The organism is Mesobacillus subterraneus, from assembly GCF_023715485.1.
GTDB lineage: Bacteria > Bacillota > Bacilli > Bacillales > Cytobacillaceae > Mesobacillus > Mesobacillus subterraneus_B.
The window spans coordinates 111,815-129,003 of sequence record NZ_JAMBOF010000001.1 but is presented as its reverse complement, the minus strand read 5'-3'; the positions used below and the strand labels follow the sequence as shown (position 1 = coordinate 129,003).

Sequence of the window (17,189 nt, the reverse complement as noted above, 5' to 3'; positions counted from 1 at the left end):
TCTATATTCTCTGATACTCAAAACATGGCATTTTTAAACTATGTTTGTGCTTTTTTCTTCCAGATTAACAATTTCTTCTTCAGAAAAATATTCGAGCAGGTGGCGATGGCATGTAAAAATCAAAATCTGGTTATTGGTCATTTCACGGAGCAATCTAATAATCCGTGCTGTCCTGTTATGATCGAAATTCACAAAGCTGTCATCGATAATGACCGGAAATGGGTAGCGGTCGTAATGCGCTGCAGCAAGAGCAAGCCTGATGGAAACATAAACTTGTTCCGCTGTCGCCTGGCTAAGTTCATTCGCTTCAAATAGCAGGTGGTCGTTTCTTTCAATAAGAAAACCGCTTCCTGAAACTTGGGGAATGATCCTCACATAACTGCCATCCGTCAGAATGGAGAGGAAGCTTTCAGCCTTTGCAAGCATTCTTGGCATTCTCTCATCCTTATAGCGTTCGATCGTCCTGGAAAGCAAGTCCTTGGCAATCGCATACTTTGCCCAATCTTTCGCATCTTCTGCAAATTCATGCTGCAGCTGTTTATATTTATGAAGCAATTCACTGAAAAGACCGCCTTCTTCAAGAACCACCATATTGTGCTTTACACTCGCAAGTCGTTCAAACTGGTCGGACAGTTCCTTTTTCCGCTGCTCGATGGCCACTGCCATTTCATTGATTGCGTCTTCTAGGTTCGGCCCATTTAAAATATGCTCCCTGTCGATGGAAGTAATTCCTGAAACAGCCAGCTGGTGATTCATATCGGCAAGCCTTGAAGCCCAGCCTTTTACCTTCTCATCGTTCGTTGCCTGAAGGCGGAATTCATCCTCATCTTTCGCTTTAGCCTGAGCTAACAAACTCTCGATTTCCTCAGTGAGGATCAGCTCTTCCTTCTCGAGTGAAGCATATTCCTCTTCAAGTTCTTTCATCTTGACCGTTATTTCATTGTATCTCGCTTTTTGGTCAATCGCTTCCCTTAATTTTCTCTTCAACAAGGAGGCAGTTTCCACAGGGGCAAGATACTTGTTTTGAAGGAAACGTTCCGCGAGCAAATCAAGGCTGGATTGCATATCGGTTAATGCCGCTTTAACGTCTACGAGCCTTTCTTGTTTCCTTTTTCTTTCCCGGAAAAATTGCTTTTGCTTATCGACTAACAGGAAAGCATCAAATAGCTTTATAGGGCCGGTGTTTTCTTTTATACCTAATTGCTCCATCAATGCAGTCTTTTTCTGTTTAAGCTCCGCTTCATCGGATTCCCATTTTTCAAATTGCCGTAATACCTTCTCGTACCTTGCGTGTTGCTGCTCAATCCTCACAAGTAATTCCCGATGGCGCTGCTTTAGGTCGTCATCCTTGACCAGCTGGCTTTTTATCGAAAATAAATTTCCGGAGGGCTGCTTGGTCACTAGCTCTGACAAAGCTCTCTCTCGATTCAATAGCTCTGTAAGTACTTCATCCGGGAGCATCTTATTTTCAGGCACCGAAGTTTTAAAATGAAGCGCCAAAAGGATGAGCATTCCCGCTAAACCGACCGCAGACAAAAACCAGTTGCTGTTGGCGATCCCCCAAACAGATACGACCAGGAAAATCCCGACAAGCAGAAGGAGTTGATATACGTCTTTTTTCCTTTGGCTCTTCCTTCTTGATTCCTCGTTTTTCATCCGTGCTTTTTGGGCGATGATCTGGTCTTTGATATTATTTAATTCGGACTGGATTTGCTCTTTGTTTTCGAGCACCTCCAATTCCTTCGTTAGTTGAATTCGCCTATCTTCAGCCAGCATTTCTTTTTTTATCGAAGCAGCAGTGGCCTCCAATTCAACGAGAGCAGACTTTTCCTCATCAAAGCTCGACTCCAGTTCGAGTTTTTTCTCAAATAATCTTTGCTGGCCATGCTGGATGGTTTCTGCCTGCTCTTTTAAAAAGACACTTGTATTTATTTCCTGGATATTTTCCTCATTGAAATCGATGTGCAGATTATCATTGATCTGGCTTATTTCTTCGGTAATTTCGTCAATCTTCGATTCAAGAAGTCGTTTTTCCTGCATCAATTGATCATACAAAGGCAGATTTTCGAGCCTTGATTCGATTTCTGTTTCCATCTCCAGCAAATCAGTATTGGGTTTGGAAGATTCAGCTTCCTTAATGAGAGAGTATTGTCTATCTTTAATCCATAACATCCTAGCCTGGATTGGCTTAAGATGCTGCCTGATTTTCTCGAAGCGATTCAGCCCGTCCTGAGGGAAGAATACCGGTCCATGCTCTCCAAGCCTACTTTGGAGGCCAGCCTCCTCAATAACGAGCTGCTCATACCGTTTATACTCCCGAAGTTTTGCCGCTCTTTGCTCTAATTCTCCTATTTCAGTCTCAAGCTGTGTAACTTTATTTATCAATGCATCCTTCTCTCCAAGCAGTATCGAATACCGTTCATTCTGCTGTTCTGCACTTTTAAAAGAGGCTTGGACATCCTTCAGTTCTTTCAGCTTCTCGTTCAGTGAAGGTTTCTTTCCACTAGGCTTGAAACGCTGCTCCATTTCCTTAACCAATGTGCTTTCCGTATTGAATAGCGTATCGGTACCCAGTGTTCCAGCGGAAAACAAGTACTTGCCGAGTTCTTCTCCCTTCATGGCCTGGATATTTTGCAGTCCATGGACATTAAAAGAAAAAATCGCCTGGAAAATACTCTTATCCATCCTTTGCAGCAGATCCTTCAGCAATTCTTCTCCGCCAATTGTCCCATCCTCAAGAGAGACTGTTACGTCCCCTGATGCTTTGCCCTTTACCCTCTCGATGACAGCATTGCCGATATTCGGAAAGAAGGCTTTTATTTTGCCGCCATATTTGGAATTGTTTTTTGGTTCATAGCGCAATTCTGCACTCTGTTTTGCGGGAAATCCAAACAGGATGCTGTGGATAAAAGACATGATTGTTGATTTGCCTGCTTCATTTTCCCCGTAGAAAACCTGCAATTTATTCAATGAGCCAATATGATAGTTTTCAAGCTTGCCATACCCATATATATGTAATTCGATGATTTTCATCTTGCTGCCTCCTTTCCGCTAATTTTTTAGCAGCAGCTGAAACAGAACATTTTCTGCATCACGAACAAGCTGCTCCTTTTCATTTTCAGCTAACTCTCCAAGATGCCTTCTCGCCTGGCTGTGCTGGTATAACTGGGACAGAGCAGCATTTAAGTCATCATACGTTTCAATCGTATTGAATAGTTCCTCGTAAAAATCGCTTTGCTTAATAAGGCTGGCGCGATCAAAACTTATATTCTCTGTATAAGCTAGCCTGTGGACCCAAACAAAGGATTCTTCCTCTTTTTCCCCATCCTGGAGAAGCTCAAGCAGTTCGCCATTATCTATTTTTTCTTTTACTTCCGTCAAACTTGAATTCAGCTGGTCGATACGGATAGACAGGAGAAGGCCCTTGCCCTTTCTTCTTTTTTCATCGATGGCGGCCAGGCAACTCTCATAAACCTCATTAAAGCTGGAAGCATTTTTTCCATCGATGATCATATCTTCCCAGATGACATCCGCTGTTTCAAAAAACGTAATTTCAGAGCCTGCTTCTGTAAGACTGACAATGTACGCACCCTTGTCACCCTGCTCTTTCCTGTTGCGGCCCTGCGGGTTTCCAGGATAGACAACATGGGGCTCCTGTGATAACAATATTCTTTTATGTATATGGCCCAGTGCCCAATAATGGTACCCCTTGTCCAAAAGTTCGGATAACCGGAACGGGGCGTACTTTCCATGATCGCTTGCGCCTTCAAAATGGCCATGAAGCAGTCCAATATGAAAGTCTGCACCATCTCTTCTTTCATATTTCTCAATCCACCGCTCCGTCACATGTCGTTTCGGGTAACTGAAGCCATACAGATGGACAAGTGTGCCATCGTTCTTCCGGTAGGCTGCAATTTCAAGCTGGTCCTTAAAAAAGTAGACATTCTCAGGAAAGTCGAACTGGATGGAATTGCCGCCAAGATGGTCATGGTTCCCATGGATGGCAAACACTTTTATCCCTTTTTCCGCCAGCCTTTTCATTTCGTTGCGGAGAACAGCCTGGGCACGAATGCTCCTATCCTCTCCATCATAAAGATCTCCGGCAATCACGACAAAATCCACTTCATGTTTGATCGCGGCATCCGTAATATTTTTCAGGGCTTTAAAAGTGCTTTCCTGCAGCCGATGAAAGATTGCTTTTGGCAGATGCCTCAGTCCCACCATCGGGCTATCAAGATGAAGATCGGCCGTATGTAAAAACTTCACCTGTTTCATATAAAATTCCTTTCCTGTCTGTTTTCTTTATTTTAACACTCAAAAAATACGAATGCACGTTCTTGTCTTCTTGATTCCAAAAAAAAGCTGCAGCCCACTTGGAACTGCAGCTTGAGGTTATCCTAGATATAAAGTTTGCAAGGCATCCTCTTTTAATTGTCCATCTGCCAAATGTACTTGATATGCCTTTGCTGCTGGCCTTGAACTGATTGCTATAGGCAGTTCTCCATCAATAAAATGCAAAGCTGCTCCATCATCCGCTGCAAGTCCGCCTTGAATTACACCGGTTGATACGAGCCTCTCGTAAGCCGGCCGTCTCTCTGCTTCTCCATCATAATGCGGGCAATGGCTTCCTTTTAAAAAACCAAGGCTCTTAAGGGGTTCTAGTCCATCGCCAAAGGAATCGGTAACACCTTCTTCGAACCAGCAAATCGAGCCGGCGCTTACTCCGGCCATTACGGTCCCTTCTTGCCATGCCTTTCTCAGAATGGCATCAAGTCCCCATTCCTTCCATAATGTGAGCAGGTTTTTCGTATTGCCTCCACCCACATAAATGATATCTTTATCCATTACATAGGCTTCTAAATCCCTTGTGGGGGGCCTGAATAAAGAAAGATGTGATGGTTCGCATTCGTGGGATTCAAAAGACTTGTAGAATCTTGAAATATAATCTTCCGAATCGCCGCTAGCTGTCGGTACAAAGCAAACCTTTGGCTTCTGTTTTTTTACCTGGTCTAATATATATAAATCCAGCAGCGGATTATCTGGTTCCATCGAAAAGCCTCCGCCTCCCATAGCAATGATCTGACGCATAGCTATCACTCTCCCTCAATCATCTTAATCCTTTACATTCCACATTTTCATCAAGTTTCCTTCTATTATAAAACCGCAATTCAAAGAATTGCGGCTTCCATGTAATCATTCATTTTTCGTTAACTGTAATGCTTTTTTGATGTCTTTGAAGGAATTTGATTTTCCATACATTAGTACTCCGCCACGGTAGACCCTCGCACCGAAAACGGCTAGTAAGACGATTGTCGCGACAAGAATTCCAATCGACAAAGCGATTTCCCAGAACGGGATATTGAGCATCCCTACGCGCAGGAACATTAGCATCGGTGTAAAAAACGGAATGAAGGAAGTGTATTTAATAAAGGGAGCATCTGGCTGGCCCAAACCGAACATAGCCATCATGAATCCTGCAACTACCAGCATTGTCATAGGCGTGATCATTTGCTGGACATCTTCAATCCTGCTGACCAGTGACCCAAGGAACGCGGCAATGGTCGCATACAGGAAATATCCCAGAATAAAGAAGACCACTGCGTATACGATTGTGCTGGCAGCTACATTTCCAAACCCGAAGAATTCGAAGAATCCGCCTTCCATAGTTTCAAGATTCCGTTTAATTGACACATATCCTACTGACAAAAGGACGGCCAGTTGGGTCAAGCTTAAAAGACCGATTCCGAGTATCTTCGCAAACATTTGCTTTACAGGTGAAACACTCGATATGAGAATCTCCATTACCCTTGATGATTTTTCAGTAGCAACTTCCATTGCAATCATATTTCCATACATGATTACCGCAAAGTAGATGATGAACAGCAAGACATAGACGAGCCCTCTCGCCTGGTTTAGCTCCTCTTCCGTCTTCGCATCTTTTTCCAGAGCTGTTTTTTCAAATTCAACTGGCGCATACAATTTTTCCAGCTCTTCCGGCGCGATGTTACTCTGGGTTGATGCCATCACCATCTTCAGCTGCTGCAGCGCGGCCTGCAGGTCGGCCGGAATGGTTGAATCCGCAATGGTCATCGCTTTATACGAGGCGGCAGGCAGTTTTTCGCTATTTAGTGATAGTTCAAGTATTCCTTTATATTCGCCTTCCTCAACATCTTTTATTGCTTCTTCTGCATTCCCATCATATTTTTCAACAAAAAGCTCTTCGTTTATCGCTTTCATTTGCTCTTTCAACGGTGCAAAAAGCTGACCTGTTTCATCAACGACGGCGATTTTGTCAGCCTCGCTGTCTTTATTGAAGAAGTAGATGATGTTCGTCATATTCGTCAAAGCAAGCATGAGTACAACCGTAATGATGGTCGTTACCAGAAAGGATTTCGTTTTTAACTTACTCAAGTAAGTATGGAATAGGATGATGAAGAAATTATTCATATGAATCACCCACTTTTTCTATAAAAATATCATTCAAGCTCGGTTCTTCTAAAACAAACTTGCGGATGAAGCCCTTTCCGACAATCTGCATTAGAATATCTTCCGCAATATGCTCTCCGACAATCTGCAAATGGATTCCCTCAGTTGTCTGCTTCGCTCTCGTTACTCCAGGATAATCCTTGAGAAACGCTGTATCGAAGTCGGCATGAATCACTAAATTCTTTTTCCCGAATGACCGTTTGATTTCCTTCAAGGAACCATGTACGACAGGGCTTCCTTTATGCATGATGCAGATGTGCTCACACATTTCCTCAACATGCTCCATCCGATGGCTGGCAAATACTATTGTTGTTCCTGCATTCTTTAGGTCGATGACCGCTTCTTTTAGTTGTTCTACATTCACAGGGTCAAGTCCGCTGAATGGTTCATCAAGAATTAACAGCTTTGGTTTATGTAGGACTGCGGCAATGAATTGGATTTTTTGCTGGTTCCCTTTTGAAAGTTCTTCAACCTTTTTATCCGCATACTCAGGCACCTTGAAGCGGCTCAGCCAGTAGTCAAGCTCTTTAATGGCAGCTTGCTTTTGCATCCCTCTTAATCTCGCAAGATAGACAATCTGGTCGCGCACTTTAAGTTTCGGATAAAGTCCCCGTTCTTCCGGCAAATAACCTATGATGCTGCTTGTATCATAATTGATCGGCTTGCCGTCCCAAGTCACCTTGCCTTCAGATGCATCAAGCAGGCCAAGGATCATCCGGAATGTCGTCGTTTTTCCTGCCCCGTTCGCACCAAGGAATCCGAACATTTCTTTTTCAGGTATATTAAGTGAAAGTCGGTCCACCGCTGTAAATTCACCGAACCGCTTTGTAACATTGTCGAGTTTCAAAGCCATTTTATCTCTCCTCCTTTTCCATTAACTTACTACGAATGATTATTGGAAATGGTTTCATATTTTCGGATATAATATGTTTTGCATAATTAAAAAAACTATGCAAAAATAATAGTAATCATCAGAATTTTATAACAAAGGGGATTTTGTTATGGAAACTTACAAGCTGACAGCCTTTGAACCAAATGGCGAAAAACTGATCGACGAATCCTTCAAGGCAGGGAACGATGACGAAGCAAAAGAAATCGGCGCAAGAATGCTCGAAGAAAAAAACCTTAGCGATAAGACGCACCGCTGTACATCTCCTCGAGGAAAATTGATACTTTTCCATCCATAAGAAAAGCAAAGAGGCCAGCCTCTTTGCTTATTTCTTTGCTTATTTTCCTTTGTATTCAGGTTTTCTTTTCTCAAGGAATGCCTTGATCCCTTCCTGATGGTCTTCTGTCTGGCGCATTTTAAACTGGCCGTATTTTTCAAGCTCAAGAATTTTCAATAGAGATGGCCTGTTCTTCTCGGCTAGGATTTTCTTCGTCTTAATCATCGCCTGGACAGGTTTGGCAAGCCATTCTTGTACCCTTGCCTCTACCGACTCAGCAAAATCTCCTTCCGGAACCTGGTCCACAAGTCCAAGTGTCAAGGCTTCATTGGCTGACAGTGTTTTCCCTTCCCAAATCAGCTGCTTTGCTTTTGTTTCGCCAAGACGCTCCTCCATGAAGAAGTGTCCACCGCCATCGGGAATCAAACCGATCCCAATGAAATTCATCGCAATCTTGCTCGATGGCTCGGCGATTATGTAATCCGTTGCAAGTGCCAGACTGAAGCCCAGCCCTGCTGCAGCGCCAGTTACAGCGCTGATTGTCACTTTTGGCATGCTGTATAATGTCACGATCATGTCGTGGATATAATCCATTACATGATAGAAATCGCTTTCATTTGTATTCGAAAGCATCGTTTTAATATCCCCGCCAGCAGAAAACGCGCGTCCGGCACCTTTTATCACAACGATGTCAACATCATCCGATTTGCATATTTCCTTCAAATTCATCGTGATTCCCTTAATCATCTCAACATCAAGCGCGTTCAATGCTTCCGGCCTATTCAGCTCCAGAACCGCAATACGGCCATCGATCGCCAGCTTGACTGTTTCTGTTGAAGATTCAATGGTCACTTAAAATCCCCTCCTAAATGTCCTTTTATATACATTATATAGGGTAAAGTTATATTTAAAAACTTTTTTCTTACTATTTTGATTTTTTAAGAATTGGGTAAGTTCTTTCGGAATTGGAAAAAAACCGTGATATTTTCCAGTTCGCGTGATTTCGACAAATAATCGCGGAATCTAGGCGTAATTTCACAGAATGAAGCCTAATCTTCGCAAGGGAGTTATACTTTTCCCCGTTTTCATAGAATATTAGTCATGGCAGACGGTAACTAAATAAAAAAGCTCCCGAAAAATAAAATTCGGGAGCTTTTCGCGACTATATTTTTGCCTTATTAAACAAAGAATCGAGGATTTCAATCTTTTTATCTGCGTATTCGGCGAAGCTGTCATTATATGACTTTGGATCCTTTGGATTCGAGAATTGCGTGATTACGCCCGTGTCTGGGTCGATGAATTTGCTTGATGCGCCGCAGCCCAAACCGATGATTGTCTGCTGCTCTTCCATGATAATGATATTATACAAACTCTCTTGCTCTGGCAGGGCATAACCCACGTTTTCCAGGTTGCCGAGGATATTCTTTTGCCGGTAAAGATAGTATGGCACATAGTTGTTCTGCTTCGTCCAGTCTTCAGCCATTCCCATCATTTTTTCGATTTCGCCGCGGTCTGCGACTTTATATTTGGCTTTATTCCTGGTCATTTCGGAAGCCCTTTTGAATGAAAGCGTATGGACGGTCAATGATTCTGGCATTAACTTTTCCGTTTCAGCCAGGGTGTGGGCGAATTCCTTCGTTCCTTCACCAGGAAGTCCGATGATTAAATCCATATTGATATTATTCATGCCCATTTCACGAGCAAGGTGGAATTTTTCAACCGTTTCTTCCACTGTGTGATGGCGGCCGATCGCCTTCAACGTTTCCTGGATATATGACTGCGGATTGATGCTGATCCGGTCGATATTCCACTTTTTCAGCACTTCCAATTTTTCTGGCGTGATCGTGTCAGGCCTTCCCGCTTCGACTGTTACTTCCCGGATATTCTCCACATCCGGGAAAGACTGCTGGACTTCTTCATACAGCATATCCATTTCCTCGGCGGTAATCGATGTCGGTGTGCCGCCTCCATAATAAACAGTCGTTATTTTTATATCATTCTTCTTCAGCCAGTCGCCAATTTGCCTGATTTCATAATGAAGTCCTCCAAGGAAGGAGTCCACCGAACCTTGTCGGCCGTTGATCGCGTATGCCGGGAAAGTGCAATATGCGCATTTCGTCGGGCAAAATGGGATTCCGATATAAATGCTGACGCCATTTTTCAAATCGTACAGGTCAGGTAATACTGCCAGCTGACGGTCGACAATTTGCTGCATTAGCTGGATTTTTTCGTCTGAAATCAGGTATTGTCCCTTTAGCTCTTTATGGGCTGCTTCCTGTTCCATGCCTTCGCGGAGCTTTTTATGCAAAAGCTTTGTCGGCCTGACGCCGGTGAGAATACCCCACTTCTGGATGATTCCGGTCCAGTCCTGGAGTACGGTCAAATAAGCTCTTGAGACAACCGTCTTCAGCAGCGTGAATTCTTCTTTTTCGCTCAAGCCCGCAGGAACTTCTTTATTCGCCTCCGCTGTAACAACTGCCCCGTCTTTTGCCAACAACACCGCTTTTACAAAAATGGTCTCTTCAGCCTTAATATCGAAATCAATAATCGAATCGGCTTCTGAAGCAGATTCACCTAATACCACTTCTGATTCTTCAAAAAACAAATTCGCGATCAATCCCAAAGGCCGCTGGAATCTGTCATTCTCTATCCCTTTTATATGAATTCTCATGAAATATCACCTTTTCAATTAAACATGCTTCAATTAGTGTAATAGATGTTGGTTTCATAGGTCAAGACAGTGCAAAAGCTACCAGTTTTTTAAAACTACAGTCTTGTTGCTGGATTTGCTCCTGACTCCAATGTATTTTTTAATATTTTCCTATATCTTCAGGACATATTCCTTAATGATATGATTTATTCCTAAATACATAAAGCATGCCTGCGATGATCACAGGCATGCTTTGAAATCTACATTTTAATAATATTCATTTTACGCAGGAATTCAATCGGCTGTTGCTTGCGGAAATGTTCTTTGACCATATAGCTGACCCCATGCTGGTTATTGGAGCGGGTTACCCAGTCGGCAGCCTTTTTCACTTCTGCAGGAGCGTTGCCCATTGCGACCCCAAGACCGCATGCTTCAATCATTTCAATATCGTCCTCGGCATCGCCGATTGCGACCATTTCCTTAAGCGGTATGCCTAGATGCTCGCCAAGGTGAATCAGGCCGCTTAATTTCGAGACACCCTCCGGCATCACATCGAGCCTGTAGTCGTTCAATTTGGAAAGCGACACTTCGGAGAACATCCCCTTAATCGCCTGCTGGGCATCTTTCAGGTCTTCCTCGTATTCGAAATAGATTTCAATTTTAGGAGGGGCGATTGGCTCATTAACTAGTGTTTCACTGATTGAATCCGTGAATTGCTGGGAGTAAAATATCGGGTCTCCTGTAGTGAATACTGTCTTCGCCAGCAAGTTGTGATTCAATTTATATTTGTTGGCCAGCGAGAATTTTTCATGGACGATGCGAATTTGGCAAGGAAAGCTTTCCAGGAACCTGACCAGCTGGAAGGTTACATCCTCCGGAATCCTTTTTTCCAATAGAGGATCCGTTCGGAGGTCTGTAGAAATATAGGATCCCAGGTGCGTAACTAACAGGGAATTAATTTTCAGCGCTTTGGCCACTTTCTTGGCCGATGGGAAACTTCTGGAGGTTACTAGAGTCACATAAACTCCTTTTTGCTGAACGTATTCGATTGCATCTCTTGTTGATTTATGGAGCCTTCCATTTGATTGAATAATCGTGCCATCTACATTAAGTGCAAGAAGACGGTAAATCATTTTTATGCCCCCATTTCTTCGGTGTTTTTGTCCTTATTTAACTTGTATGATAGAAATCGAAAGAATAGAACAAGGGTCGTATCAATGATTGGACTCCGCCTAATAAACGCAAAAACTCCCGGCACTTCTGCCGGGAGTTCGATCACACTTATTATTGCTGCTGGTTTGGGGTTCCGTAAAGCTCTTCAAGAGGCTTCATGATGATCTGGTTAAGCTCGGCGATAACCATGCTCATTCTTTGCTCTGCTTCCATCAGCTGCGAAATTTTTTCATGCTGCTGCACCAGGGCAACAGTCTTTTGAGCCTGCTCTACTTCTTCTTGCGTAATTTCCTGGCCCATCATTTGTTTTTCCTGAAGCTGCATTTGGATGTTGCGGAAGCTTTCGAACATTTTTCTTGCTGATTCATCGCTGTTCACAGCATCATAAAGATTTTTCAAGTTCGTGTATTCCGAACTGTTCCTGATTGCCTTTTCAAGATCATACGCTGCATCGTAAGTATTGACTGCCATGTAAATCACTCCTTCTACGTTAAACGCTCCACTCCACTATAACAAACTATGCACCCAATTGCCAAAAGTTCGATATGGCGATATTCTGGCGCCTTTTTCTTAAAAATCACCAATAACTGACCATATTCATAAGATGCAATATGTGTGTATGCCTATTTTAGAAGAGGCTGTTTCGCGATGATTGTGTTATCGAGCTTACAGGACCGATGCCTCGCCAAAGAGCCTCATAGAAAATGAGGAGAAGCTATGACGCCAGCAAAAACACAAGGCCATTATATCAACCCGGTCATCGCTTTGCTGACTGAAATAAAAGAAGATAACGGACCAGACTTCGGCAAAGTCCACTCCTTTTGCGAAGAGCTTCACCAGGGGATTTCAGAGCTTGGCGGAACCTTTTATGTCTTTTCGCTAAAAGGCTTTTCTGACGAAGGAGTCGAGGGGTTTTACTACGATGACGATGAATGGAAAAAAGGATCCCTGCCTTTCCCTAATGTAATCTACAATCGGGTTTCGTCGCGCCGCACCGAATATAGCAAAGGATTTAAGGGATTTTTAAATAAATTGGATTCTCTAGGAATAAAGATATTTAATCACCGGTTTCTTTCAAAATGGGATATCCATGAATTTTTAATGAAGGAAGAGCATTTGCACCCGTTTATACCCGAAACGCATTTATACACCGAGCAGCTGCTCGCAAGTATGATCGCCCAGCATGAGGAGCTATATATTAAACCGGTCCATGGAAGCCAGGGCAGGAATATTATCCAGCTTTCCCGTGAGAACAGCTTGTTCCATGCATCTTTGTCTTCCTTGCCTGCCAAAGACCTCCCAGCATTCAGCAGCATAGCTGAATTAACCAGAGCCATTTCACCAATAGTGAAAAAACAGTTATGCATCATCCAGAAAGGGATACAGCTGTCTGAACTTAATGGTAGAAGAATGGACTTCCGGGTACTCTGCCATAAAAATGCACAACATTTCTGGAAGGTCACATCGATTGTGGCAAGAGTATCCGCCGAGCAGTATTTTGTTTCAAACATCGCTCGCGGCGGTGAGGTCATGAAGCCAATTCAAACCCTTTCATTAATCTTTGGCAAAGAGCAGGCAAGACAGCAGCTCGCGCTGATGAAGGAGTTGGCGCTTGAGACAGCTGAAGCAATTGGCCAGCATGCTGAGGGACTGACCGCGGAGCTGGGAATTGATATTGGAATCGACATTAAAGGAAACCTGTGGCTGATCGAAGCCAATTCCAAGCCCTCCAAGAATTTTGAAGAGCGCGGGACGAAAATAAGGCCGTCGACAAAAGCCATCATCGAACATTGCTATGGACTTTGCCAGCCGTAAAGTCCTGAAGGAGAATGTATATGATTTCATTTGGAATGATGTCACTTAATTTAAACAGTGAGCTTCCCTATTTCACTGAAATTGCACGGCGAGCAAATCCGCAGGTTTTCACCTGTTTCAGATTCGCACCCTCAACAATCCACCCATTAACACAAATAGCCATGGGTGAACGGTTTGACCATGAGAAAGATAGGTGGGTAAAGGAGGAATTCCCTATACCCGAAATCTTATATGACCGCTGTTTTTATACGGATGACCTTGCCTCAAAACAAACAATGGCAATTGTTAAATGGCTTAAGAGCAGGTCGGACATCACCTTCCTCGGAAACGGCCTCCCAAACAAATGGGCCATTTACGAAGTATTGTCTCTTTCCCCCCTCGCACCTTACATTCCGAAAACTCTGAGGGCAACTGGCGGGAAAATGGTGACGGCCCAGCTAAAAAAATTAAAAAAGGCAATCCTTAAGCCTGCCTTCGGATCAGGCGGTGCCGGTATATACAGTATCGAAAAACAAGGCATGAACTACGTAGTCTCCGCTGACCAAGGAGTTAAGCTGACAGGAAAAACTTTTCATTCAACAAGTGAAACAGAGGAATGGCTGGATCGCCTTTTCAGCAAAAAGGATTATCTTATCCAGCCATACCTTGAACTGGCCGATTCGCAAAACTGCCCTTTTGATATAAGAGTTCTTCTGCAAAAAGACGATACCGGCAATTGGGCGTTACGAGGAAAAGGAATACGCCGCGGAACCAAGGATGGGATCCTTTCCAACTTACATGCTGGCGGAGAGATTTTACCTTTCGAAGAATACGTTAATTCTCTTAATTTCAAATCAAAAAAATTCATTTTGCATGAATTAGAAGAAATTCTTTCGAGGCTTCCAAGAATTCTTGAAGAATCTTTTCCAAGGCTTTTCGAGCTTGGCGTAGATATCGGCGTCTCCAAGGACAATGCCCTATGGGTACTGGACACAAATTCAAAGCCAGGCAGGAAAGTAATTGCCGCCACGAATCCTGAAATGAAAGATACTCTCTATAAAGCTCCACTTGATTATGCCAGCCTGCTTGCAAAAAATCTGTCAGAAAGAGAGGAACAGCACTCATGAGAAAAAGATATCCGATCGAAATCATCCACCACTCCAAGCAAATCGTTTTTATTCCTGATGATCTTCCAAATGGCAAGGACATCAGCAAAATCGCGTTCGGAAATAAGGTGATTGATGTTACGTGCGCTCCTCACCCTAAAGGCCGCAAAGTGATCGTTCTGAGCGATGATGTGCAAAAGGAATTATCGATGCCAAACCTGTCGGGTTCGCTCCATGTATTTACCGACCAGCAAACGCTATTCATTGGGCCCTTGATCGGTATCCTTACATCAGGTTTTACTCCGTATCCTTTAAGGCCTATCGGTGAAAGGTCGATGTTTTTTGCCAAGCTTCTTTCAGTCAACAAAATGGTCGGCGCCATTCCTTTTGTTTTTGGCGAAGAACATATTGATTGGGATACCGGCTTGATCAGAGGATACTTCTTTGTGGATGATGGCTGGAATACGATGGATGTCCCATTCCCGAATGTTGTATATGACCGGCTGCCGAACAGGCGGACAGAACGGAAGTCAGAGCTCCTTAGCCTGAAATCGAGGATGCAGACAGATTATCTGATTCCCTGGTATAACCCTGGATTCTTCAGCAAGCTGGACGTTTTCGAACGGCTGCAGCAGGATGAACGTGCCGCCGAATACTTGCCTGAAACCCATCAATTTTCATCTTTTTCCGTCATTGAAAGGATGCTTTCAAACTATGGAAACATTTATGTAAAGCCGGCAAATGGCAGCCTCGGTCTTGGAATCCACCAAATCCTGTTTGATAAGCATAAAGGCGACTATTATTGCCGTTATCGCGATCAGGATGGCATAAATAAATTGACGAAATTTGACAGTCTTGAAAAACTGATGAGGAAGATTTTTCATAAGCGTAATCTTGCGCACATGATCGTCCAGCAAGGAATCAGCCTGCTGAGATCTGAAAAAAGGCTGATCGATTTCCGCGTGCATACAAATAAAGATGAATACGGTCAGTGGCAGGTGGCGGCCATCGCTGCAAAGATTGCCGGCCAAGGAAGCGTCACGACCCATGTTAACAATGGCGGTGTCGTAAAATCACTGGATGAATTATTTGAGGATAAACAAGAACGAGATATGTATGAAAAAAAATTATCTGACGTATCACTGCTGCTTAGTTCAATATTGGAAAAAAACATGGAAGGAATCATCGGGGAGATTGGCTTTGACCTGGGCATTGATAAAACCGGCAGAGTATGGCTTTTTGAGGCAAATTCCAAACCTGGCAGATCGATTTTCAAGCATCCTAAGCTGAAGAACTTCGATTTGCTCACGCGCAAGCTGTCTCTTTCATTCGGCATCTTTTTAGCTGAAAAAGCTATAACGGCACCTGAGGATATCTTCAAATGATTCTCCGGTACAATACTGATGCAAAAGAATGGACACATGAAGCCAAAGCTGAGGAAGACATCAGCTTTGGCTTTAATAAAATCAGCATGCCTGCAGCATCGGCTTCCTCCCTGCCAGAAAACAGCCACCGGTTCATGATGAAAACAAAAAGTGGAAACACCGGCCCCTTGATTGGCATCATGACTTCAATGAGTAAAAAGATGGCCCTGGCAGGCAATGGCCCACTGTTTCAAGCACTTCAGGCCGAGGCGTTGAACCGGGATGGAATCGTTGTTGTATTCCCTCCAGAAACACTCGTGAAGGATGGCCTCACAGGAGTTGCCTATTTGCCTGATGCGCAAAAATGGATTCCAATAAAGACGCCGCTGCCCCATCTTGTTTTTAACCGTGTACCTTTCCGCAAAGCAGAGCAGCTGCCCGCTTTTAACGATGCAGTGAAATTTTTGTCCGCATTGGGAATCCCTTTTTTCAATCCTGCGTTTATTAATAAAAACAAATTGTATTCCCTTTTCACGAGGCATTCATCATTGCGGAAACTAATGCCTGAAAGCATAGCGGTGAAGTCGATGATCCAATTAGCAACTTTCCTTGAAGAACACCGCGGCATTTACTTGAAGCCGGCTTCTTCCTCTAAAGGAATCGGCATCTTCCGCCTCCGGGAAAAGGATGGACATATCGAATTTTTCAGCCATTCCCACCACCATGTTTATCCGAGCATGAAAGAATTCTGGAAAGTGAAGTCCAGGCAGCTGTTGAAGCATGAGTACATTGCCCAGAAGGAAATCATTCCAGAAGCTATTGACGGAAAGAGGTTCGATTTCAGGGTACATGCTCACGACGGTCGCAATGGCTATGAAGTAACCGGAATTGGCATCCGCCAGTCGCAAAAGCAGGACCTGACCACCCACCTTCCAAATGGCGGAGTAATGCTGCCTTATGTTCAGATAAAGAACGAGCAACACGATCAATTCTTTGCCTATACTGTCAAAGAAATAGGAAAATTGCTTACAGAGGAATTAGGCTACTTTGGAGAATTCTCCATTGATGCTGGAATATCTGATAGTGGAGAATATGTAATTTATGAAGTGAATTCCAAGCCAATGAGCTTCGATGAGCCCCATATCGAAGAAAAACGCATATCTGCACTGTGTGATTTATTTTTCAGAAAAGCAGGGTTTAAATAGTGAATGTCTCCATCATTACATGCGCCGCTTTTCATCGCGGCGCTTTATTTAGGTTAGGCTGTTTTTGCATTGATTGTTGCTTTGGTACATAACCTCTTTCGCGCATTCAGATAAGTTGTGTGGTTCTTTTCTTGTTACTCCTTAACCCACTTTGCCATATGACTCGTAAAAATCAGAGGCGATTTTAACTTTGTTTGAGAAAGCATCAAAGTTTAGCAGTCTCCTGGCTGCCTCATGTATTATAT

Annotated in this window: 14 protein-coding genes; 5 read left to right on the top strand and 9 right to left on the bottom strand. The window is 43.5% G+C overall.

Annotation, left to right across the window (positions count from 1 at the left end):
* Positions 1-33: 33 nt before the first annotated feature.
* From M3204_RS00680 to M3204_RS00660, 5 genes are all read right to left on the bottom strand, one after another.
* Positions 34-3,033, bottom strand: a complete 3,000-nt coding sequence (locus M3204_RS00680) for an ATP-binding protein (protein ID WP_251477097.1) — start codon at positions 3,031-3,033, stop codon at positions 34-36.
* An 18-nt stretch (positions 3,034-3,051) separates the two neighbouring features.
* A complete protein-coding gene (locus tag M3204_RS00675) occupies positions 3,052-4,275 on the bottom strand; it encodes a metallophosphoesterase family protein (protein WP_251477095.1) in 1,224 nt (407 codons plus the stop codon).
* Positions 4,276-4,392: 117 nt separating this feature from the next.
* Positions 4,393-5,088: a Type 1 glutamine amidotransferase-like domain-containing protein gene (locus tag M3204_RS00670; protein ID WP_251477091.1), complete on the bottom strand. Its 696-nt coding sequence runs from the start codon at positions 5,086-5,088 to the stop codon at positions 4,393-4,395.
* Between the two features lie 105 nt (positions 5,089-5,193).
* Positions 5,194-6,447, bottom strand: a complete 1,254-nt coding sequence (locus tag M3204_RS00665) for an ABC transporter permease (RefSeq protein ID WP_251477088.1) — start codon at positions 6,445-6,447, stop codon at positions 5,194-5,196.
* Positions 6,440-7,339 carry an ABC transporter ATP-binding protein gene (locus M3204_RS00660; RefSeq protein WP_251477086.1) on the bottom strand — a complete coding sequence of 300 codons (900 nt, stop codon included), beginning with the start codon at positions 7,337-7,339 and terminating at the stop codon, positions 6,440-6,442. Before M3204_RS00660 ends, M3204_RS00665 begins: the two co-directional genes overlap by 8 nt.
* Before the next feature lie 148 nt (positions 7,340-7,487).
* On the opposite strand from M3204_RS00660, the gene M3204_RS00655 reads away from it, so the two are divergent.
* Positions 7,488-7,673, top strand: a complete 186-nt coding sequence (locus M3204_RS00655; protein WP_251477083.1) for a YhzD family protein — start codon at positions 7,488-7,490, stop codon at positions 7,671-7,673.
* A gap of 39 nt (positions 7,674-7,712) precedes the next feature.
* Here M3204_RS00655 and M3204_RS00650 read toward each other — a convergent pair whose 3' ends face one another.
* The 4 genes from M3204_RS00650 to M3204_RS00635 all read right to left on the bottom strand — a co-directional run bounded on the left by M3204_RS00650 (position 7,713) and on the right by M3204_RS00635 (position 11,946).
* Entirely contained in the window at positions 7,713-8,504 is a 792-nt protein-coding gene (locus M3204_RS00650; protein ID WP_251477080.1) for an enoyl-CoA hydratase, read from the bottom strand.
* A gap of 310 nt (positions 8,505-8,814) precedes the next feature.
* Positions 8,815-10,323 (bottom strand): coproporphyrinogen III oxidase, encoded by a 1,509-nt coding sequence (locus M3204_RS00645; protein WP_251477077.1) that lies wholly within the window; start codon positions 10,321-10,323, stop codon positions 8,815-8,817.
* A gap of 239 nt (positions 10,324-10,562) precedes the next feature.
* Positions 10,563-11,435, bottom strand: coding sequence for a Cof-type HAD-IIB family hydrolase (locus M3204_RS00640; RefSeq protein WP_251477074.1), 873 nt, complete (start codon positions 11,433-11,435; stop codon positions 10,563-10,565).
* Between the two features lie 151 nt (positions 11,436-11,586).
* On the bottom strand, positions 11,587-11,946 hold the full coding sequence (locus M3204_RS00635; protein WP_251477071.1) for a YlbF family regulator: 360 nt from the start codon (positions 11,944-11,946) through the stop codon (positions 11,587-11,589).
* Between the two features lie 246 nt (positions 11,947-12,192).
* On the opposite strand from M3204_RS00635, the gene M3204_RS00630 reads away from it, so the two are divergent.
* From M3204_RS00630 to M3204_RS00615, 4 genes are read left to right on the top strand one after another with little or no spacing between them, the layout of a single operon-like run.
* Entirely contained in the window at positions 12,193-13,290 is a 1,098-nt protein-coding gene (locus M3204_RS00630) for a YheC/YheD family protein (protein ID WP_251477068.1), read from the top strand.
* Between the two features lie 20 nt (positions 13,291-13,310).
* Positions 13,311-14,396 (top strand): YheC/YheD family protein, encoded by a 1,086-nt coding sequence (locus M3204_RS00625; protein ID WP_251477065.1) that lies wholly within the window; start codon positions 13,311-13,313, stop codon positions 14,394-14,396.
* The gene (locus M3204_RS00620) at positions 14,393-15,760 is read left to right on the top strand and encodes a YheC/YheD family protein (protein WP_251477062.1); all 1,368 of its coding nucleotides are present in this window, start codon (positions 14,393-14,395) and stop codon (positions 15,758-15,760) included. The genes M3204_RS00625 and M3204_RS00620 overlap by 4 nt, the downstream gene beginning before the upstream one ends.
* A complete protein-coding gene (locus tag M3204_RS00615; protein WP_251477059.1) occupies positions 15,757-16,944 on the top strand; it encodes a YheC/YheD family protein in 1,188 nt (395 codons plus the stop codon). The genes M3204_RS00620 and M3204_RS00615 overlap by 4 nt, the downstream gene beginning before the upstream one ends.
* Positions 16,945-17,189 lie beyond the last annotated feature (245 nt).